We start from the raw sequence: 19,766 nt of genomic DNA, 5'->3' as shown, positions 1-19,766 counted from the left end.
AATAAAAAATTAATTCATAAATTTATTGAAATATGCTTTACAAAATGAATGAAAACATATATCATAGTAAAACGTAATGATTACGAATTGGAGGTTGTACATTTGAAAGTCCCTATTACAGTATTAAGTGGCTTTCTAGGAAGCGGAAAAACAACATTACTCAATCATATATTAATGAATAATGAAGATAAACGCGTAGGTGTCATCGTAAATGACATGAGCGAGATTAATGTTGACGCTGACTTAGTAAATATGTCACGTACAGATGAAAAAATGGTACAGTTACAAAATGGTTGTATATGTTGTACGTTGCGTGAAGATTTGCTAATTGAAATTGATAAATTAATTAAAGCCTCAGAACTAGATTATATCGTTATTGAATCAACAGGCATTTCTGAACCTTTACCGGTAGCTCAAACGTTAACATTAAACGATGAAGTGCTTGGTATAAACTTAAGTGAAAATACAGTATTAGATACGATGGTTACAGTTGTTGATGCGAATAGATTCTGGGATGATTATGCATCAGGTGAATCGCTGCTTGAACGCCAGATGGCAAATGATGAGCATGATACGCGTGAAGTCATTGACTTATTAATTGATCAAATTGAATTTGCAAATGTTATTCTGTTAAATAAAACAGATTTAGTGCATGAAGAAGATGTTAAAGAACTACGTGCATTAATTCATCAGTTAAACCCAGATGCACTCATTTATGAGACAGATCACTCAAAAATTGAGATGGATAAAATTTTAAACACGAAGTTATTTGACTTTGAAAAAGCATCTCAAAGTGCTGGATGGTTGAAAGAATTAAATAACGAGCATACACCGGAAACTGAAGAATATGGTATTGGCTCATTTGTGTATAGAAGAAAACGTCCTTTCCATCCTGAACGTTTTATGCATTTTCTTGAAAACTTCTCACTTGATGTTATTCGATCTAAAGGATTCTTCTGGCTTGCATCTCGTAATGATATGTGCGGTTTGATCAGTCAGGCCGGCAATTCGATGCAGATTCAAGGTGCTGGTGAATGGATTGCAACGTTAAGTGAAGATGACATCGCTCTGGAAATGAAAGAAGACCCTACGCTTAAAGAGAGATGGGATGAATACGGTGACCGTCAGACAGAAATCGTATTTATCGGTATCGAAATGAATCAACAGCAAATAACATCTGACCTTGACAACTGTTTATTAACAGATAAAGAAATGAAGATGGACTGGGCAACATTTAATGATCCCCTACCTCAATTTACGGTAGCAGAAACAAACCCTGATATTATATTAAACTAAAACAAATTATTATAGGAGTGAACAAAATGAGAGTAAATATTACTTTAGCTTGTACAGAATGTGGAGATAGAAACTATATTACGAAAAAAAATAAAAGAAATAATCCTGAGCGTATTGAATTAATGAAATACTGCCCTAGATTAAAAAAATACACTTTACATCGTGAAACAAAATAATCTTTGTTAAATGCGCAACTCGCGTTTAAATATACTATACGACACTAGGCAATTTGCCTATTAAAAAGTCCGTTCGGCAAATTTTTATTATTGCTGTACGGACTTTTTATTAATTTATTTAATAGAGGTCTATAATGAAAAATTATAATGGATACCTAATTTAATTGTTACAGGTCCATATACAGAACTATATGTTGGTCCAATGAGCCGGAATATTATGGGTGGACGACAAGCATCAGAAATAATTCTTAAATACTTTAGCAATTAAAAGCATGAACGCATTAAACCTTTTTCTTGCTAAATTTTCATAATTGTCATACAATAATAACTATATTTTTGAAAGGTCAGGTGATGATATGGAAAATAACCAAATGGATAGAGATTTAAAAACGCGTCATATTTCAATGATAGCAATCGGAGGATCTATTGGGACCGGGTTGTTTATGGCTAGTGGTGCAGTTGTAGCTCAAGCAGGTCCCGGAGGTGCAATTCTCGCATATTTAATCATTGGGGTAATGATTTACTTTTTAATGACAGCGCTCGGTGAGCTAGCAACTTTCTACCCTGTATCAGGAGCATTTAATGCATACGCAAGTCGATTTATTGACCCTGCTGCTGGCTTTACAGTTGGTTGGTTTTACTGGATCATCTGGAGTTTAGTCACAAGTGTTGATATTTTATCGGCAGCTAAAGTATTAAGTTACTGGGAGTTATTCGGAGGAATTCATCCATTTATATGGAGTTTGATTTTTCTGGCTTTAATATTTATGTTAAATGCATTCTCTGTGAAATCATTCGGGGAAGCTGAATATTGGTTTGCGATAATAAAAGTAATAACGATATTTGTATTTTTAATTATGGGCTTCCTGTTAATTTTCGGAATCATTGGTGGCGCTCCTATCGGTTTTATAAACTTTACGATTGGTGATGCACCATTTCATAATGGCGTGTTCGGTTTACTCGGCGTGTTAATCGTAGCGGGATTCTCATTTGGCGGTACTGAAGTTATTGCCGTTACCGCTGGTGAATCAAAAAATCCTAGTGAATCGATGCCTAAAGCAATCAAGCAAGTATTCTGGAGAATATTATTATTTTATATCGGATCTATATTTGTAATCTCATGTATTATTCCGTATACAGACCCGTTACTTATAAATGAAAATAACGACGTTGCAATGAGTCCATTTACAATTATCTTTGATAAAGTAGGTATATTATTTGCAGCATCCGTTATGAATGCTGTTATACTTACTGCTGTATTAAGTGCCGGAAATTCTGGCTTATACGCAACGAGTCGTTTATTATTATCTTTAAGTCGCGATAATAAAGCACCTAAGTTTTTAGGTAAACTGAATAAAAATAATATGCCATTTAATGCATTGATTGTAACGACATGTTTTATCATTCTTACGTTAATATACGCAAACGTCAATATGGGTGGCTACGGAAAACTACTCAGTATGGTCGGCTCGTTAGTATTAATCGTCTGGATGATTAGTGTTATCAGTCATATGAGGTTAAGAGGTGCTATTAAAAAACAGCAAAAAGATATAAATAAACTGTTACCATATAAAGCACCGCTCTTTCCATTAGGTCCAGTCATCGTTATTATCACGATACTCTTTCTTTTAATCGGTCAGTCTTTCGGAGACTTAAAAGCAATGCATTATGCGAAAGTTTTCGAATCTTATTTACCAATTATTGCTGCAATCGTCATTTATTTCGGCTATAAATTCATTCATAAAACAAAAATCGTTAAGTTAGAAGATATTAATCTGGACGAACATAAACTATAACGAAAACGCCATACATTCTGTACAATGTATGGCGTTTCTATGTATAATTAAATTAAGGAGTGATGAATATGAGCAACGGACAAATAGATTTATTTGACGATGTATTAAAAACGGATGAGAAGTTTGTGATTGTCGTTCAAGGTGTATATAATAAGCATAACCAAATAATAAAGAAAATTTTACGAGAATATCCGGGACTCGATCGAACAGCAATGGTACGATTATTCAATCATCTTAAAGATACGTATTTAAACGAATCATTCGAAGAAGATATGGTATTTTATGATATTACCGTTTATACGAATGAGGATTATGCTGCTGATCACATTTTTGCCCATACGAAACTTCATCGAAATGCGCATGAATGGACACATACTGCAAAATAGAGGCTGAGACATAAAGTTTTCTGTAACACGCAAAAACCGAGCAAAACTATTAAATCGCGCTTTGTAGTGAACCCTAAAAGTTAGACTATTTGGAATGGAGAAATCCATTCCATTTTTTTATGCAATTTTTACATTTAGTCTACTTTCTCTGAACCCTATCGGGCTCTTCCATTCTAATTTTGATTTAATTCGCTTATTGTTGTAATACCATATATAATTTTCAATTGCTGCTTCAAGTTGTTCATAACTTTCATAAACTTTTCCGTAGAATATTTCCTGTTTTAAAATACTGAAAAAGCTCTCCATCGGCGAGTTATCCAGACAATTTCCCTTACGGGACATACTCTGAAATATTTTATTATCTTTAAGCTTTTGCCTATATTTTTTCATCTGATAAGCCCAACCTTGATCGCTATGAAAAGTTCTTCTAAACTCACATGCATCTGTTAATGCCACAGCTTTTGTAAGTGCTGACATAATACCTTCTGCATTTGGCTTTTTGGATATACTATATGAGATAATTTCTCTATTAAACAAATCCATAAATGGGTCAAGATAAAGCTTCCCAGTACAAATTAAACCATTTTCATTAAGATAATGGTATTTAAACTCTGATGTATCTGTAGTTATTTTCTGATAGGGAATATTTGTATCAAACCTACGGTTAACCAAATTATCAGCGATACGGCCAATTTTTCCTTTGTAGGATGAATATTTTCTATTTTTTCTAGTAAATGAGATTGATTTTAAATTCAATTTACTCATGATTCTCTGAACTTTCTTGTGATTAATAATATATCCTCTATTTCTAAGTTCACCTGTAATCCTTCTGTAGCCATAATTCATGGCGTTTTCCTCAAAAATTTCCTTTATTTGATTTTCTATTTTCTGATCCTTATTTTCTTTATCAAACTGCTTCTGCCAATACATATATGTAGATTTTGGGAATTTCAGTGCTTCAAGGACAATGTTTAATTTGAAATCTTTTCGGAGCTCTTTAATGACTCTTGATTCGATTTTAGCAGTCGGTTCGGTATACTTATCCCTGAAGCTTTCAACTTTTTTATATAGGCAAGTTCAGCTCTTAAAAGTTCATTTTCATGTTCAATTTTTTTCACATAGTCACTATTACCATTATTAATTTTTTTCTTCTTCATAGATGGACTTCCTTTCTTCTTTTCAGATAATCCATCAATACCATGCTTATTATAAGCATTCACCCAAGAAGATATAAGAGATGGATTATTAATACGGAATTTGGTTGAAGTAATACTTAATGAAGCATTATTCTCTTTCATCCATCTCAGTATAACAATCTTATCCTCTAAACTGTATTTCTTCTTACTTCTTTTTCTTTCTAACCCTTCAATGCCGAAGGCACTATATGCTCTATACCAATCTCTAACCATAGAGCGACTTATACCATTACGCTTACCAACAACACTGAATCCACCTGTGCCATTAATATATTCAATTACGATTTTCAGCTTGAATTCCAAATCATATTTAGCCAAATAAAACACCCCAAAAGTTAGATTTTAAGTCTAACTTTTGGGGTGCACTACACTTTGATTTATAGTTTTTGTTCGGTTTTGTTGTAGTGGGAACTATTAATCTGCCTTATGACATAATTATCGTTGCTTCTTTTTCATGCAATCGTTCTATGATTTCATTCTTTTCATTCATGACGGCGACTTTCGGTACATGTACACGTGCTTCATCCGTCGTCATCGTTACATAGCTCATAATGATGACGATATCATCCTTTTGAACTAAACGCGCCGCAGCACCGTTCAAACAAATTACACCGCTACCTCTTTCTCCTGATATCACGTATGTTTCAAATCTTGCACCGTTATTATTGTTTACAATCGCTACTTTTTCATTCGGTAAAATATCGACTGCATCTAAAATATCCTGATCAATTGTAATACTACCGACGTAATTTAAATTCACTTCTGTTACTCGTGCACGGTGTATTTTACCGTTCATCATCGTTCTAATCATTTCGTTCATCCTTTAATATAATATTATCAATTAAGCGTGCTTTACTGTATTTCACAGCGATAGATATAAATACTTGTCCAGTAATTGTATCAACAGGTTTAAGTTCCGGATATGCAAATACCGCTACTTCATCAATTTTTCCTTTTGTATGCTTTGTTAAATAGTTTATTACAATACTTTGAAGTTTCCCTGCATTTCTTTCACCATTTTGAAAGGATTTATTTGCTTCTTTTAAACTTTCAGACAGTGCAACTGCTTCAAGACGTTCGTCTTCCGTTAAATAAACATTTCGTGAGCTTTTTGCAAGGCCGTCATTTTCTCGAACAATATCTACACCAATAACTTCAATATTATGATTAAATAATTTAACCAACGCTTCAATAATTGCAAGTTGCTGGGCGTCCTTCTTACCGAAATATGCTTTATCAGGCTGTACAATATTAAATAATTTGTTTACAACCATCACTACACCATCAAAATGACCTGGTCTTTTAGCGCCTTCAAGTACTGAAGCCATTTCACCTACATGTATCGTCATCGGAACAGTTGGATACATTTCTTCAGCTGACGGATAGAATAAATAATCTATGCCATTAGCAATTAGCAACTGCTCATCAATTTCTATTTGTCTCGGATAATCTTCATAATCTTCATCTGGACCAAATTGTAAAGGGTTCACAAATACACTTGCAATCGATATATCATTTTCACTTTTAGCTTTACGCAATAAAGTAAGGTGCCCTTCATGCAAAGCACCCATTGTCGGAACAAATCCGATTGTATTACCTTGTAATTTTAGTGTTGTTGTAATTTCCTGCATTTCTTTAATTGTTGTAATTCTTTTAGTCATGATTGAGTTCTCCCATAACTTTCGCTTTATACGTATGTGCTTCTGTCGGGAATGCACCACTTTTTACTTCTTCATTAAAAGTACGAAGTGCTTCTACACCAACTGAAAAGTCTCCATACACTTTTACAAACTTTGCGCGATGTTCCTGTCCGTATTGCAATACATCATGATATACAAGGACTTGACCATCTGTTTTGTTTCCAGCACCGATACCGATAACCGGTATACTTACTTTTTTACTGATTGCTTCTGCTAAATCGCTTGGAATCACTTCGAGAACAATCATAATCGCACCTGCTGCTTCCATCGTTAGACAATCCTCTATTAACTGTTCAGCAGCTTCTTTCGTCTTTGCCTGTACACTATAGCCCATAATACCTACAGATTGTGGTGTTAAGCCGAGATGGCTTACAACAGGGATACCTATTTGCTTACATTTCTGAATAAATGATGCCAAGTGTGCGCCTTCTGCTTTAATCGCATTTGCACCACTTTCCTGATATAAACGTAGTGCATGATTTAAGTCCTGCTGGTCGCTTATACCTACACTACCAATCGGCATATCTGCAACGATAAATGTGTTTGGGGCACCTCTTCTTGCTGCTTTTGCATGATGAATCATATCATCAAGCGTTACTTGAACTGTTGATTCATAACCAAGTACGGTCATACCTAAACTATCTCCGACAAGTATTGTATCGATGCCTGCTGCTTCAACTTGTTTTGCACTCGGATAATCATAAGCGGTCATCATCGTAATTTTTTCATTTTGCTGTTTCATCTTCAGTAATTCCTGTGTTGTTCGCAACTTCTTCACCTCAATAAAATTTCTAGTGCTATTATATGATTAATCGTTATAATTGTATATATAAAACATCCATTTTTAAAGGAGAAATTATGCAAAAACATGCAATTATTGGTGCTGGTGCAGTTGGTAGTATACTCTATTACTTACTCAAGGATAATCATGAAATTGATATTGATATTTATGCGAAGGAAGCGCGCAAACTATATATCACTAAAAATGATAAACCGATAGAAACAAAGAAAATAACAAAAATACTACCTACTAAAACACAATATGATACGATTTACATTTGTGTTAAAGCGACAGCTACTAAAACAATTATTGAAGATGTACTTAATATGTGTCATGATCAGACAAATATTATCATTTGTCAAAATGGCATTTCACAAGTTGATTTATTCAATCATCCATACACTTATCATGCTGTAGTTTATATTAGTGGTCAGAAAAAGAATGATGAAGTTATATACTACCAGGACAATACACTCATATTACCGGATGTTGATAAATTAATTACATTAAAGCAGTACACAGATTTGTCACAATTAAATATTGTTCTGGATGAAAATCATCAAGAAAAACAATGGTTTAAATTACTTGTGAACTTAGGTATTAATACCATTACTGCACTTACAAAAAATACAGCACAAGTGTTAGAACAAAAACAAATTGAATCTTTGACCGAACAGCTATTAGCAGAAGGCTGTACTGTAGCACGTCGACATGGTATAGCACTAGGTGATGATACGATTGAAAATATTATGGCCATCTATAAAACTTATCACCCTTTAATGGGGACGTCTATGTATTATGATGTTTATGAAAACAGACTTACCGAGTTCGAATATATTCAAGGATATATCCACCAATTAGCATCATCTTATCAACTTCATACCCCTATTTTAAATACGGTAACAGCACTTTTAGCAGGCTACCAATATAAAAGAAAATAAACAAGCACTTATTTGTGCTTGTTTATTATATATTCGTCTATAATTTTATATATACCGTCTTCATTGTGATCTAGAGTAATGATATCTGCAACTGCTTTAATTGAGTCATTTGCGTTACCCATTGCAACACCAAGACCTGCAACTTCAAGCATATCTTTGTCGTTATTACTATCACCAAAGGCAATGATTTCGTCAGTATTTATATTGAGATGCTGCAGAAAACGCGCTAACACTTTTCCTTTTGAGACGTCTTTATTCATAAACTCAAGAAAGAATGGCTTTGAAGTCGTCGCATGAATTTGTTCTCCAAATTTACCATTGAGCTTAATATTTAACTTAGAAATATGCTCTATATTACCTACTCCCATTACTTTCGGAACATCTGTTTGAATCATTTTTAATAAGTCAGTTGTTTTCACCATTTCAAGACCAGTAAGCTCTCCTTCAACATGCTCGTATTCAGATGTTCCTTCATAATAAATTTTATTATCTTTATAAGAAAGTGCCATAATATTTTCGTTTCTTAAAAATGCAACAATTTCTTTAAACTGAGTACTGTCAACATACGTTTTTTCTACAAAACGTGCATTTGCCATATCATAAATTGCTGCACCATTATAGCTAATAATATAAGAATCAAACTTATCAAGCTGAAGCTCCTTTGCGGCATCCATCATTCCGCCAGTCGGTCTTCCGGAAGCCAGTACTACTTTAACACCCAATTGCTGCGCCTTTATTAATGCTTCTTTCGTAGATGGTAATATTTCATTGTCGGATGTCAGTAATGTGTCATCCATGTCTAATACGATCATTTTATACTTCATGTAACCACTCCTAAAATTGATAGTATTAGTTTAACATATGACCATCTTTTTCGAATGTAATAACACCTTCTTGGTCCGGCTCAATACTTTTCACTTCGCAATCTGGTAGTTTTAATAAATTAAAACGATTCTCATCATAATAATCCGGATGACACACGATAAAGATTGATGGACCTGCACCACTTAAAAATGCGTAACAGTTTTCCGTAATCGCATCTTTAACGCGTTGGAAATGTGGTACAAGATGTGCACGATATTGTTCATGATACAAATCATTCATCATCATTTCACCTAAAATGCTGTAATCTTTCGCATACAAAGCAGCAACTAACATATTTGCGATTGAACCTGCTTTTACTGCTTCATCGAACGCCATATTATCTGGCAGTACATTTCTTGCTGCTTCTGTTTTAAGTTCATAATTTGGTATAACGACCATTATCGGCCATTTAATTACAGGTACGGATAACGTAACCGTTTCATTCGTTGCATTATTATAATAACCTGCAACGATACCTCCTTTTATGCTCGGTGCAACATTATCAGGATGTCCTTCTATCTCTGATAGTATACGAATACGTTCTTCCTCACTTAAATTTAACTGATAAAAATGATTAATAATTTCAAGACTCGCAATTAATGCAGAACCACTACTTCCTAATCCACGGGCTAAAGGTATATCCGAATACATAATAATTTTGAACGCTTTACTCTCCAAATTAAAATGAGTCATAAAATGTTCACACATTTTCCTGATGTAATGATTTTCATCGTTACTCAGTTCTGACAATACATCCCCTAAATGCTGAATGTCCCATTCGTTACTTTCTTCTACTTCCAGTTCTAAATAAATATTGACGGCCATACCGATTGAATCAAATCCAGGTCCTAAGTTTGATGTCGAGGCCGGTACTTTAATATATAGCATTATACGCGTCCCTCGATATATTTAATAATTTCAGTTTCATCATTTTTCAGGACCTCTGGTTGGATATCAATTGAATCAATCGCAGTTTGTGGATCTTTTAATCCGTTACCTGTTAACACTGCAACAATTTTTTTATTTTTCGGAAGTTGATTATTTTTCTTTAATTTCAATAATCCCGCGATACTTGCATTACTACCTGGTTCTGCAAATATACCTTCCTTAGTTGTAATTATGTGATATGCTTCGAGAATTTCATCGTCAGTTACTGCATCGATTAATCCATTAGACTCGTCTCTCGCTGCTTCTGCTAATTTCCAGCTGGCAGGATTACCTATACGAATTGCTGTCGCAATCGTTTCTGGCTGCGCAATGACATGACCTTTAACAATCGGTGCTGCACCATCAGCCTGAAAGCCGTACATTTTGGGTAATCCTATATGATGTTTTTCATCATATTCTTTAAATCCTTTCCAGTACGCAGTTATATTCCCTGCATTTCCTACTGGGATTGCGAGAATATGTGGTACACTTCCGAGTTGTTCTACAACTTCAAAAGCAGCTGTTTTCTGTCCTTCTAAACGATACGGATTCACCGAATTTACAAGCGCAATATCATCTCGCTTATCAGCAACTTTACGTACAATCTTCAGCGCTTCATCAAAGCTCCCTTCTATTGAAACAATTTCTGCACCATACACTATCGCCTGTGCAAGTTTACCCATCGAAATCTTACCTTCAGGTATGACTACAATTGTTTTTAACCCAGCACGCGCTGCATATGCTGCTGCTGAAGCTGACGTATTACCTGTAGAAGCACAGATTACAATTTCTTTCCCCTCTTCTTTAGCTTTTGCTACAGCCATTACCATTCCTCTATCTTTAAATGAACCTGTCGGGTTTGCACCTTCATATTTAACGTATACTTCGTTTTCAAGCACATCAGATAAATATTCACAGTAAATTAAAGGTGTTCCGCCTTCATTTAATGTAAGTTTCGGTGTTGCGTTATTTACCGGTAAAAATGATTTGTATTCTTCAATTAACCCTAACCATCTATTCATATTTAACACCTTCAATTCTATAGTATTTATAATTCAACTGTTTACTTTCTAAATATTCAGTATTAACCGAACCATTAATTTCAAGTGCTAAAGTACCGTCTTGAATTAAATGTCGTTCTGATTTCAATTCATTCATAATTTCAGCAACATCACTATCCGCATATAAATCGATAATGACTAAATACTGTTCCAATTGCTGAACTGTTAATTGTTCAACTTCAAGATGAAGCGGTAAGTTATGAAGATTTGTTCCCATAAGTTCAATAACATTAAGTAGATCACTCATTACTGCACTACCTGTCGCTAAACTACCTGCGCCTTTACCGTAGTACATCGTATCTCCGACAGCATTACCATCAATATAAATAGCATTGTATTCATTTTCAACATGTGATAATTGATGGTGAACCGGTATACACATCGGTGCAACTGAAAGTGAGACTTCAGAACCCTGAACTTCTCCTTTTCCGATAAGTTTAATTCGATAATCGAACGCCTTAGCAATCTCAATGTGTGCGCGTGTAACATCACGAATACCTGTATATTCACAATCCTTTAACTGTTTAAATTGATTGAATGCTAAATAACTCATCACTGTCACTTTACGTGCAGCATCAATGCCATCAACATCTGCACTAGAATCAGACTCTGCATAACCTAAATCTGTCGCGATTTTTAATGCTTCTTCATAAGATAAATTTTCATGCGTCATCTTGCTGAGAATAAAATTTGAAGTTCCGTTGAAAATCCCCATAAATTTACCGATACCGTTTGCATTTAATCCATAATTTAATGCGTTCACAACAGGAATACCACCTGCAATACTCGCTTCATATTTTAAAGAAACACCATTTAAATGTGCTGCTTCTTCAAGATCTTCTAAATGTTCCGCAAGTAAATCTTTATTCGCTGTAATGACATGAATTTTATGATTCAGTGCATGTAACAATATATCCTTCGTTTTGTCAATACCACCCATAACCTCTATATATACATCAATCTCGTTATCATTAAATATATCTTCAATATTATCAGTGAGTTGAATTTTTGAGGTATCAATATTACGGGGTTTTGTTGTATCAGAAACTAGAACTTTGCTTATCGTAATATCTGCACGATGTTTCTCCTTTATTTGTTCATAATTTTCTAACAATATTTGAACAACACCACTACCAACTGTACCTAACCCCAGTAATGCGATATTAATCTTCTTCATTCGATTCACTCCTGATGTGTATTTTTCAAAAATACACTTGTATTCTTGAAATAGATTTATAAATATAGTATAACTAATACATCGACAATGTAAAGCAGTTAAGAAATAATTTTATTTAAATTTTAAATCATTAGTTTCTTATTACATTTTATAGATAATTTAACGATAAACAAAGAGAAATGAGTGGATATTATGAAAGTTTGTAAATTTGGAGGATCAAGTGTTGCAGACGAGCATCAAATCAGAAAGATATTAAACATAATCAATAATGATTCAGAACGAAAATATATCATCGTATCTGCACCTGGTAAAAGGTTTAAAGAAGATGTTAAAGTGACGGATATGTTCATTGCTTTAGTTGAAGCAATATTAGAGGGAAGTAATTATGATGAAATTATTGAACAAATTTTAAATAGATATAAACATATCGAAAATGGACTTGAAGTTAACCATTCATTAATCTCACATTTTAATGATGTAATACACGAATATATTAACCATTACAAAAATAATCCCAATCGACTTACTGATGCACTAAAAAGTTGTGGAGAAGATTTTAATGCACAATTAATTGCAAATTATAATAATGAACAAGGCATTAAAACGACTTATTTATCACCTGGAGAAATTGGATTATTTGTTTCAGACGAACCAGGTAATGCGATAGTGCTGAACGAAAGCTATGAACTTATCAATAAGAATTTAAATCATATTGAAGGTAAAGTTATAATTCCCGGATTCTTCGGCATTAACAAAAGTGGAGATGTTAATACATTTTCACGTGGTGGCAGTGATATTACTGGCGCTATTATCGCAAGTAGTATGAATTGTAGTGTTTATGAAAACTTTACAGATGTATCCGGTATCTTCTCAGCAAATCCAAATGTCGTGAACAATCCGGCATCGATATTACAATTAACATATGAAGAGATGCGTGAACTATCGTATGCCGGATTTAATGTTTTTCATGATGAAGCATTATTACCCGTTTATCGTTCTAATATTCCAGTAAACATTAAAAATACAAACGAACCAGATCATCCGGGCACTTTAATAACGACAACGAGAACTTCAACTGGTGTTGTAGGCGTAAGTTGTGATAAAGGGTTTGTGAGTATAAATATGAAGAAATATTTAATGAATAGAGAGATTGGATTTACAAGGCGTTTACTCTCTATTTTAGAAGATCTTAATATTTCATATGAACACATGCCTTCTGGAATAGATGATATTAGCGTTATATTACGAGCACATCAGCTCCATAATAAGGAAGAAGTACTGAAAAACAGAATAATTCAGGAGCTTCACGTCGATGCATTATCCATCGAAAAAAATATTGCTGTACTTATGATTGTAGGTCTCGGTATGAAAACATTAGTTGGGACAGCGAATAAAGCAACTGAAGCATTTCAAAATGAAAATATAAATTTAAAAATGATAAATCAAGGTTCCTCAGAAATAAGTATGATGTTTGGTATCGAGGAAAATGATGCGGATAAAGCGACTCGTGCAGTATACAAAGCATATTTTAATACAGATAATGAGCAATAAAATAATCCGGAAGTTTCAGAATTAAAATTCTGGATCTTCCGGATTATTATGTTTAACGATTAGAGTTAAAAGACAATAGGTTGATTATATAACCAGTCAATCTTTAACTGGTTTAAATTAAAGTGAGCAAGTTTCTCACGCCTCAATTGTCCATCAATAAATGAATCAAGGTATATATCAGAATTAAATATTTGATGATGAACGTGATATATTTCTTTATCTATTGCATATTGCTGTATTAATGATAGCAATGACTGTTTCTTCTCATCCGACCAGTGCTTCGTAACATGCATATGGAAAATAATTATTGGTTCATCATCAGGCAATTGTGCTATATGTTCCTTTAGCAACGAAATTTCATCCCCTTCAAAAATTTCTACAGGATGTTCGAGAAATACTTTCCTCGCTTTATTATAATATTTTCGTCTTTTCTGTTCTTCCGGATAATATAGACTCAGAAGCCAGTAATGTTCCTCATCAACAGTAATATCCATTTTATTACGCGTTATACCAATTTTTCTGATGGGATGTACAATCGGTTCTAATGAAGATAAATCATCATAATGATCGATATGCACTTTAATATTAAATGTATCAGGATCTCCTACTCTTATTGATTTATTAAAAGTATAGCCGTACCAATCATAATTTAATAGAAGCCCGGCTCTTGTACCAAGCTCAATCACATTAAAATTAGTTTTCCCACTCGATTTAATAATTTCAGTAAAAATAGGTACAAGTACTGACGAGCGCTCAACAATATTTTTCTTTAAATCAAATCGCCTAACATCGAGCATAATAGAATCAAAATGTTCATAAACAAATACTTTAAATAATATAAGTAACTTATCACTCGGCGCTTTAGGATGCTCTGTGAAATTTAAATAGTATTTTCTTAATGCATTATCATTTTCATATAAACATTTAAGCGTTGCTGCAAAAAACATTGGTATAAAACCAACATCAGAAACATAAGGTTTTAGACGCAGTAAGAATACTTCATCATTAATTAATTCATTTGAAATGAAATGATAAAGTGGGCTATCAGACTTTACAATATTCCGATATGCAATAAATTGCTTTTTTAATTTTTCAGGCATTGTTCTGCCTCCATTTTGTTTTTATCCTAACAATTATATATCTTAGTGCGTTAGAATTACAAACAAAATATATTCATTCAGTCTTTTTTTAAATTCTGCAGATCTTTAATGACTTCTTCATAAACATCGATTTTCGAAAGTAAAATTGAGTTTTGATGTATATCATTCTGATTAATAAGTGACTCTAATAACTTTTGTTGTTTTTGATATTTTTCAATCAACTTTGTTATTTCCATAAAAAAATTCCACCACTTCAAATAAACTTAAAAATACATTAATACATATATCTTTATATTATTATGTTAAAACATTTTAACAATTTAAACAATTAAAACTTTGTTAATAAATTATATTTTTAAAATTTTCTTAAAAATCATTATAATAATTTTAAATAAATTTGTATACTGTTAATAAATAATAGTCAAAACAAAATAAAACCCTCTAACCGTAATGGTTAAAGGGTTTCATCTATTAATACTGCTTCATGTACTGGTCGCGCTCCCACTCACTTACCTGCATTCTATACATATCCCATTCGATAGATTTAGAATGGATAAATGCACGGTAAATATGTTCACCTAATGCTTCTTTCATCATGTCGTCTTCTTTCATCGACTTGATTGCAGTGTAAAGTGTTGATGGTAAATCTTCGATACCAACTGCTTCACGTTCTTCACGGTTCATTTCATAAATATTTTGATCAACTGGTGCCGGACAAGCTAATTTATTTTTAATTCCATCTAACCCTGCTTGAAGAATTGTTGCTAATGCCATATATGGGTTAGCAGATGGATCAACTGATCGTACTTCTACACGCGTAGATAATCCACGTGAAGATGGTATACGAATTAATGGTGAACGGTTTTGACCGCTCCAAGCGATATAAACAGGTGCCTCGTATCCAGGAACTAAACGTTTGTAAGAGTTAACAAGTGGATTACATACTGCAGTAAATCCTCTCGCATGCTTTAACACACCTGCGATGAAGTGACGTGCATCGTCAGATAACTGCATTTCACCGTTTGGATCAAAGAAAGCATTTTCTTTTGGTCCTTTGAATAAAGAAACGTTAAAGTGCATACCTGAACCACTTACACCATATAATGGCTTTGGCATAAATGTTGCATGTAAATTATGTTTACGTGCAATTGTTTTAACGACTAATTTGAATGTTTGAATGTTATCACATGCTGTAATTGCATCTGCATATTTAAAGTCAATTTCATGTTGACCTGGCGCTACTTCGTGGTGACTCGCTTCGATATCAAATCCCATATCTTCAAGTTCTAATACGATGTCACGACGGCAGTTTTCACCTAAGTCAGTTGGCGCTAAATCGAAGTATCCACCATTATCATTTAATTCAAGTGTCGGCTCACCTTTTTCATCTAATTTGAATAAGAAAAATTCAGGCTCTGGTCCTAAGTTAAAGTCAGTAAATCCTAGCGATTCCATTTCTTTTAAAACACGTTTTAAGTTGCTACGTGGATCTCCAGCGAACGGTTTGCCATCTGGTTTATATACGTCACAGATTAAGCGTGCAACTTTACCTTTGTCTGATGTCCATGGGAAAATAACCCAAGTGTCTAAGTCTGGATGTAATTTCATATCTGACTCTTCGATACGCACAAATCCTTCGATTGATGAACCATCAAACATCATTTCATTATCTAGAACTTTTTCTAACTGACTAATCGGTACTTCAACGTTTTTAATCGTTCCTAAAATATCCGAAAATTGTAATCTTAAATAACGTACGTTTGATTCCTCTGCTAATTTGATAATGTCTTCTCTTGTAAATTTAGCCATAATAGCCTCCAGTTTTTTAGTTGAAAAATCTTGATAAATCACCGCGGTTAATCGGTACTGTACTACGGTCTAACTTTGTAACTTCGTAATCCAGAGATTCTTTAATCTCAAATGTAGGTTGTTGTGATTTTTCTTCAGCTATGATGGATTTGATTCGCTTCATGTTAAATCCTTTTTCTAAAAGCAATTTAATATCAAGTAATAAATCCAGATCATTCATCGAAAATAATCTTTGATTCCCACGCGTTCTCTCAGGTGAAATTAATGATTGCGACTCATAATATCGGATTTGTCTGGCGCTTAATTCCGTTAATTTCATGACGACACTCATAGGAAAAACTGCCATATTCCTTCTTATTGAATCACTCATTTAATAACTCCCTCTCGAACATATTTGTAATTTAACATACTTTTTTTCAAAAAACAAATCCATGTAAGGAAACCTTACATGGATTATTTTATAATGATATTATGTTCTTTTCAATTAATATTTCTATTGCTTTTATAATTGCAAGCTTAACATGCTCATATGTTAATCCACCTTGCACATATACTTCATATGGTGCACGTATCGGACCATCCGCGGTTAATTCTATAGAAGCACCCTGAATAAATGTACCTGCTGCCATAATTACATCATCTGTATACCCCGGCATATACGCTGGCATCGGTAGATATTGAGAGTTAATTGGAGATGCCATTTGTATTGCCTGTGTAAATGTGATCATCTTTTCTTTATCGTTAAAGATGACAGATTGTATTAAATCCGTTCTTTCGTCATCCCACTTTGGTGTCGTATTCATATTCAGTGACTGTAACATTGCACTTGTAAATACTGCACCTTTTAATGACTGACTGACAACGTGCGGACTTAAGAAAAAGCCTTGATACATTTCGTGCAGACTGTAAAGTGAGGCACCCGCTTCTTTACCAATTCCGGGTGCAGTTAATCGGTACCCGACACGTTCAATTAAATCTTTACGTCCAGCAATATAACCACCAATCTTACATAATCCACCACCTGGGTTTTTAATAAGGGATCCCGCTATAATGTCTGCACCGACTTCAATCGGTTCTCTATATTCAGTAAATTCTCCGTAGCAGTTATCAACAAATATAATAATATTCGGATGCACTGCTTTTATCGCTTGAATTGCTTCACCGATTTGATTTACGGTTAACGACTTACGTGAACTGTACCCTTTTGAGCGTTGTATTCCGATAACTTTCGTTTTCTTTGTAATAGATTGAAGTACACGCTCGATATCGATTTCATCATTAAGAAGCGCTATGTCTTTATATGACACGCCGTTTTCAATGAGTGATCCAATACCATTACCTGTGACACCAACGACTTCAAGTAACGTGTCATACGGTTTACCTGTAATGTAGATCAATTCATCGCCATGCTTTAAATTTGCACTTAAAGCAAGCGTTATCGCATGCGTGCCACTGATTACTTGTGGTCTTACGATTGCATCTTCTGCTTTAAAGACTTGTGCATAAACAGCTTCCAGATTATCGCGACCACTATCATCATAACCGTAACCATTCGTCCCACCTAAATCTGCATCGGTTATTTTAATTTCATTAAAAGCATCAAGTACTTTCTTCTGATTGAATAATGCTACTTGATCTATTTTTTTAAAAACAGGCTCAATTTTCATCTCATTTTGTTCAATTAATTGCTGTAATTGTCTATTTTCAGTAATATTCATTTAATTTATAACCTCTTTATATGTTCATTTCTTAATAATTTATCGATAATACCTTCCTGGTCATGTTCATAACCTAATACTTCGTACAAATTCGTAATTTCATTATAGGTAACATCTGTCGTTAATGTATTTTCCTTTAAATATGCAATCCATTGCCCTGCATCATCTTGAATTTGAATTGCGTATTGCTTCATTGATCGCTGCATCATCTTAATCAGCTGCTCATGAATATGGTGCTGATCTTCATTATCATAAACTGACACAACGAGCTGATCATTCCCTGTTGGTGAAACAAAAGTATCGATCTTATCCTTTTTATTTAATAATGTGAGCATAGGAATCTTTTCCATATCAAGTTCCTTCAATAAATTTAAAACAGTATCGATATGATTCAAATAGTTTGGATGACTTCTATCGACGACATGAATTAAAATATCCGCATATTTTGCTTCTTCTAATGTTGAACTGAAAGCTTCGATTAAATGTGTTGGCAGCTGCTGAATAAAGCCAACAGTGTCACTCAGTAATACAGGATAGCCTTCGTGTAGTTTCATAATTTTACTTTTCGGATCAAGCGTGGCAAATAATAAATCTTCCATATATGTTTCACTATCGGAGAGCGCATTAAACCATGAAGATTTCCCGGCATTCGTATATCCAACGAGCGCAACTTGAAATACATTTCTTTTTTTTCGGTTTTCTCTATAGCGCTTGCGATGCTGCTTAATCGTTTCCAGCTGTATTTTTATATCATGAATCCGACTTCTAATATGACGCCTATTCATTTCCAGCTTTGTCTCACCAGGTCCACGCGTACCGATACCTCCACCAAGTCTGGATAAGCTTAAACCGTGGCCTGATAATCTTGGCAATAAATATTCCAACTGCGCAAGTTCCACCTGCAGTTTACCTTCCCTGCTTTTTGCACGTTGCGCAAAAATATCAAGAATCAACTGTGTACGGTCAATAATTTTACAGTCCAACACTTCATTCAAGTGTTTAGACTGACTTGTCGTTAATTCACTGTTGACGACTACAATATCAAATTCCACGTCTTCACGATCACGCAATGCTACAATTTCTTCAACTTTACCTTTACCAAGGTAATATTGGTTGTCCGTTCTATCTTTATTCTGAATAATTTCACCTGTAACATAAAGCCCAGCTGTTTCACAGAGTGACTTAAGTTCATTTACAGATTCATTAAAGTTAAATTCGTCGTCCTTTTTTAAATGAACTGCTATAATAAGAGCACGTTCAATTGATATATTAGTATCTTTCAATGTT

The 19,766-nt window shown here is 33.9% G+C and carries 21 protein-coding genes; 6 read left to right on the top strand and 15 right to left on the bottom strand.

Annotated features, from left to right (window positions below):
• The first annotated feature begins 48 nt into the window (after nt 1-48).
• The 4 genes from LAU42_RS05320 to LAU42_RS05305 all read left to right on the top strand — a co-directional run bounded on the left by LAU42_RS05320 (nt 49) and on the right by LAU42_RS05305 (nt 3,654).
• Complete coding sequence (locus LAU42_RS05320) at nt 49-1,296, top strand: GTP-binding protein (protein WP_224184641.1); 1,248 nt, start codon at nt 49-51, stop codon at nt 1,294-1,296.
• A gap of 26 nt (nt 1,297-1,322) precedes the next feature.
• Nucleotides 1,323-1,472 (top strand): 50S ribosomal protein L33, encoded by a 150-nt coding sequence (gene rpmG / locus LAU42_RS05315; RefSeq protein ID WP_086042448.1) that lies wholly within the window; start codon nt 1,323-1,325, stop codon nt 1,470-1,472.
• Between the two features lie 356 nt (nt 1,473-1,828).
• Complete coding sequence (locus tag LAU42_RS05310; RefSeq protein ID WP_224184640.1) at nt 1,829-3,268, top strand: amino acid permease; 1,440 nt, start codon at nt 1,829-1,831, stop codon at nt 3,266-3,268.
• Between the two features lie 68 nt (nt 3,269-3,336).
• Entirely contained in the window at nt 3,337-3,654 is a 318-nt protein-coding gene (locus tag LAU42_RS05305; RefSeq protein WP_224184639.1) for a hypothetical protein, read from the top strand.
• Nucleotides 3,655-3,771: 117 nt separating this feature from the next.
• Here LAU42_RS05305 and LAU42_RS11945 read toward each other — a convergent pair whose 3' ends face one another.
• The 5 genes from LAU42_RS11945 to panB all read right to left on the bottom strand — a co-directional run bounded on the left by LAU42_RS11945 (nt 3,772) and on the right by panB (nt 7,319).
• On the bottom strand, nt 3,772-4,656 hold the full coding sequence (locus LAU42_RS11945; protein WP_325051780.1) for an IS3 family transposase: 885 nt from the start codon (nt 4,654-4,656) through the stop codon (nt 3,772-3,774).
• The gene (locus LAU42_RS11940; protein ID WP_325051779.1) at nt 4,626-5,168 is read right to left on the bottom strand and encodes a helix-turn-helix domain-containing protein; all 543 of its coding nucleotides are present in this window, start codon (nt 5,166-5,168) and stop codon (nt 4,626-4,628) included. The genes LAU42_RS11945 and LAU42_RS11940 overlap by 31 nt, the downstream gene beginning before the upstream one ends.
• A 106-nt stretch (nt 5,169-5,274) precedes the next feature.
• Entirely contained in the window at nt 5,275-5,661 is a 387-nt protein-coding gene (gene panD / locus LAU42_RS05295) for an aspartate 1-decarboxylase (RefSeq protein WP_224184638.1), read from the bottom strand.
• Nucleotides 5,654-6,511, bottom strand: a complete 858-nt coding sequence (gene panC / locus LAU42_RS05290) for a pantoate--beta-alanine ligase (protein WP_224184637.1) — start codon at nt 6,509-6,511, stop codon at nt 5,654-5,656. The genes panD and panC overlap by 8 nt, the downstream gene beginning before the upstream one ends.
• Nucleotides 6,504-7,319: a 3-methyl-2-oxobutanoate hydroxymethyltransferase gene (gene panB / locus LAU42_RS05285; protein WP_224184636.1), complete on the bottom strand. Its 816-nt coding sequence runs from the start codon at nt 7,317-7,319 to the stop codon at nt 6,504-6,506. Before panB ends, panC begins: the two co-directional genes overlap by 8 nt.
• 89 nt (nt 7,320-7,408) lie before the next feature.
• On the opposite strand from panB, the gene LAU42_RS05280 reads away from it, so the two are divergent.
• Complete coding sequence (locus tag LAU42_RS05280; RefSeq protein WP_224184635.1) at nt 7,409-8,272, top strand: 2-dehydropantoate 2-reductase; 864 nt, start codon at nt 7,409-7,411, stop codon at nt 8,270-8,272.
• 8 nt (nt 8,273-8,280) lie between these two features.
• Here the strand turns inward: LAU42_RS05280 and LAU42_RS05275 are convergent, their stop codons facing one another.
• Genes LAU42_RS05275 through LAU42_RS05260 form a run of 4 tightly spaced genes read right to left on the bottom strand, consistent with a single transcriptional unit; the run spans nt 8,281 to nt 12,301 of the window.
• Nucleotides 8,281-9,096 (bottom strand): Cof-type HAD-IIB family hydrolase, encoded by an 816-nt coding sequence (locus LAU42_RS05275; protein ID WP_224184634.1) that lies wholly within the window; start codon nt 9,094-9,096, stop codon nt 8,281-8,283.
• A 25-nt stretch (nt 9,097-9,121) separates the two neighbouring features.
• Nucleotides 9,122-10,024: a homoserine kinase gene (gene thrB / locus LAU42_RS05270; protein WP_224184633.1), complete on the bottom strand. Its 903-nt coding sequence runs from the start codon at nt 10,022-10,024 to the stop codon at nt 9,122-9,124.
• Entirely contained in the window at nt 10,024-11,085 is a 1,062-nt protein-coding gene (gene thrC, locus LAU42_RS05265; protein ID WP_224184632.1) for a threonine synthase, read from the bottom strand. The genes thrB and thrC overlap by 1 nt, the downstream gene beginning before the upstream one ends.
• Entirely contained in the window at nt 11,078-12,301 is a 1,224-nt protein-coding gene (locus LAU42_RS05260; RefSeq protein ID WP_277602382.1) for a homoserine dehydrogenase, read from the bottom strand. The genes thrC and LAU42_RS05260 overlap by 8 nt, the downstream gene beginning before the upstream one ends.
• Before the next feature lie 192 nt (nt 12,302-12,493).
• Between LAU42_RS05260 and LAU42_RS05255 the strand changes: the two genes are divergently transcribed.
• Nucleotides 12,494-13,852 carry an aspartate kinase gene (locus tag LAU42_RS05255; protein ID WP_224184631.1) on the top strand — a complete coding sequence of 453 codons (1,359 nt, stop codon included), beginning with the start codon at nt 12,494-12,496 and terminating at the stop codon, nt 13,850-13,852.
• 65 nt (nt 13,853-13,917) lie between these two features.
• Here LAU42_RS05255 and LAU42_RS05250 read toward each other — a convergent pair whose 3' ends face one another.
• The 6 genes from LAU42_RS05250 to hflX all read right to left on the bottom strand — a co-directional run bounded on the left by LAU42_RS05250 (nt 13,918) and on the right by hflX (nt 19,762).
• The gene (locus LAU42_RS05250) at nt 13,918-14,952 is read right to left on the bottom strand and encodes a DUF2332 family protein (protein ID WP_224184630.1); all 1,035 of its coding nucleotides are present in this window, start codon (nt 14,950-14,952) and stop codon (nt 13,918-13,920) included.
• 77 nt (nt 14,953-15,029) lie between these two features.
• Nucleotides 15,030-15,188: a hypothetical protein gene (locus LAU42_RS05245; protein WP_224184629.1), complete on the bottom strand. Its 159-nt coding sequence runs from the start codon at nt 15,186-15,188 to the stop codon at nt 15,030-15,032.
• A gap of 235 nt (nt 15,189-15,423) precedes the next feature.
• Nucleotides 15,424-16,761, bottom strand: coding sequence for a type I glutamate--ammonia ligase (gene glnA / locus LAU42_RS05240; protein WP_224184628.1), 1,338 nt, complete (start codon nt 16,759-16,761; stop codon nt 15,424-15,426).
• Between the two features lie 16 nt (nt 16,762-16,777).
• Nucleotides 16,778-17,131 carry a MerR family transcriptional regulator gene (locus tag LAU42_RS05235; protein WP_224184627.1) on the bottom strand — a complete coding sequence of 118 codons (354 nt, stop codon included), beginning with the start codon at nt 17,129-17,131 and terminating at the stop codon, nt 16,778-16,780.
• Between the two features lie 88 nt (nt 17,132-17,219).
• Complete coding sequence (locus tag LAU42_RS05230; protein WP_224184626.1) at nt 17,220-18,479, bottom strand: methionine gamma-lyase family protein; 1,260 nt, start codon at nt 18,477-18,479, stop codon at nt 17,220-17,222.
• A gap of 5 nt (nt 18,480-18,484) precedes the next feature.
• On the bottom strand, nt 18,485-19,762 hold the full coding sequence (gene hflX, locus LAU42_RS05225; RefSeq protein WP_224184625.1) for a GTPase HflX: 1,278 nt from the start codon (nt 19,760-19,762) through the stop codon (nt 18,485-18,487).
• Nucleotides 19,763-19,766 lie beyond the last annotated feature (4 nt).

This window comes from Macrococcus armenti, from assembly GCF_020097135.1.
Taxonomy (GTDB): Bacteria; Bacillota; Bacilli; order Staphylococcales; family Staphylococcaceae; genus Macrococcoides; species Macrococcoides armenti.
Note: the sequence above shows the minus strand (reverse complement) of the source record. Positions and strands in the feature narration are given on the sequence as shown.

Coding starts and splice junctions, on each gene's coding strand:
- LAU42_RS05230 (WP_224184626.1), bottom strand. CDS start 18,479: ATGAATATTACTGAAAATAGACAATTACAGCAATTAATTGAACAAAAT.
- LAU42_RS05260 (WP_277602382.1), bottom strand. CDS start 12,301: ATGAAGAAGATTAATATCGCATTACTGGGGTTAGGTACAGTTGGTAGT.
- glnA (WP_224184628.1), bottom strand. CDS start 16,761: ATGGCTAAATTTACAAGAGAAGACATTATCAAATTAGCAGAGGAATCA.
- LAU42_RS05250 (WP_224184630.1), bottom strand. CDS start 14,952: ATGCCTGAAAAATTAAAAAAGCAATTTATTGCATATCGGAATATTGTA.
- LAU42_RS05275 (WP_224184634.1), bottom strand. CDS start 9,096: ATGAAGTATAAAATGATCGTATTAGACATGGATGACACATTACTGACA.
- thrC (WP_224184632.1), bottom strand. CDS start 11,085: ATGAATAGATGGTTAGGGTTAATTGAAGAATACAAATCATTTTTACCG.
- thrB (WP_224184633.1), bottom strand. CDS start 10,024: ATGCTATATATTAAAGTACCGGCCTCGACATCAAACTTAGGACCTGGA.
- panD (WP_224184638.1), bottom strand. CDS start 5,661: ATGATTAGAACGATGATGAACGGTAAAATACACCGTGCACGAGTAACA.
- LAU42_RS05320 (WP_224184641.1), top strand. CDS start 49: ATGAAAACATATATCATAGTAAAACGTAATGATTACGAATTGGAGGTT.
- LAU42_RS05235 (WP_224184627.1), bottom strand. CDS start 17,131: ATGAGTGATTCAATAAGAAGGAATATGGCAGTTTTTCCTATGAGTGTC.
- LAU42_RS05245 (WP_224184629.1), bottom strand. CDS start 15,188: ATGGAAATAACAAAGTTGATTGAAAAATATCAAAAACAACAAAAGTTA.
- panC (WP_224184637.1), bottom strand. CDS start 6,511: ATGACTAAAAGAATTACAACAATTAAAGAAATGCAGGAAATTACAACA.
- rpmG (WP_086042448.1), top strand. CDS start 1,323: ATGAGAGTAAATATTACTTTAGCTTGTACAGAATGTGGAGATAGAAAC.
- LAU42_RS05255 (WP_224184631.1), top strand. CDS start 12,494: ATGAAAGTTTGTAAATTTGGAGGATCAAGTGTTGCAGACGAGCATCAA.
- LAU42_RS05310 (WP_224184640.1), top strand. CDS start 1,829: ATGGAAAATAACCAAATGGATAGAGATTTAAAAACGCGTCATATTTCA.
- LAU42_RS05305 (WP_224184639.1), top strand. CDS start 3,337: ATGAGCAACGGACAAATAGATTTATTTGACGATGTATTAAAAACGGAT.
- LAU42_RS05280 (WP_224184635.1), top strand. CDS start 7,409: ATGCAAAAACATGCAATTATTGGTGCTGGTGCAGTTGGTAGTATACTC.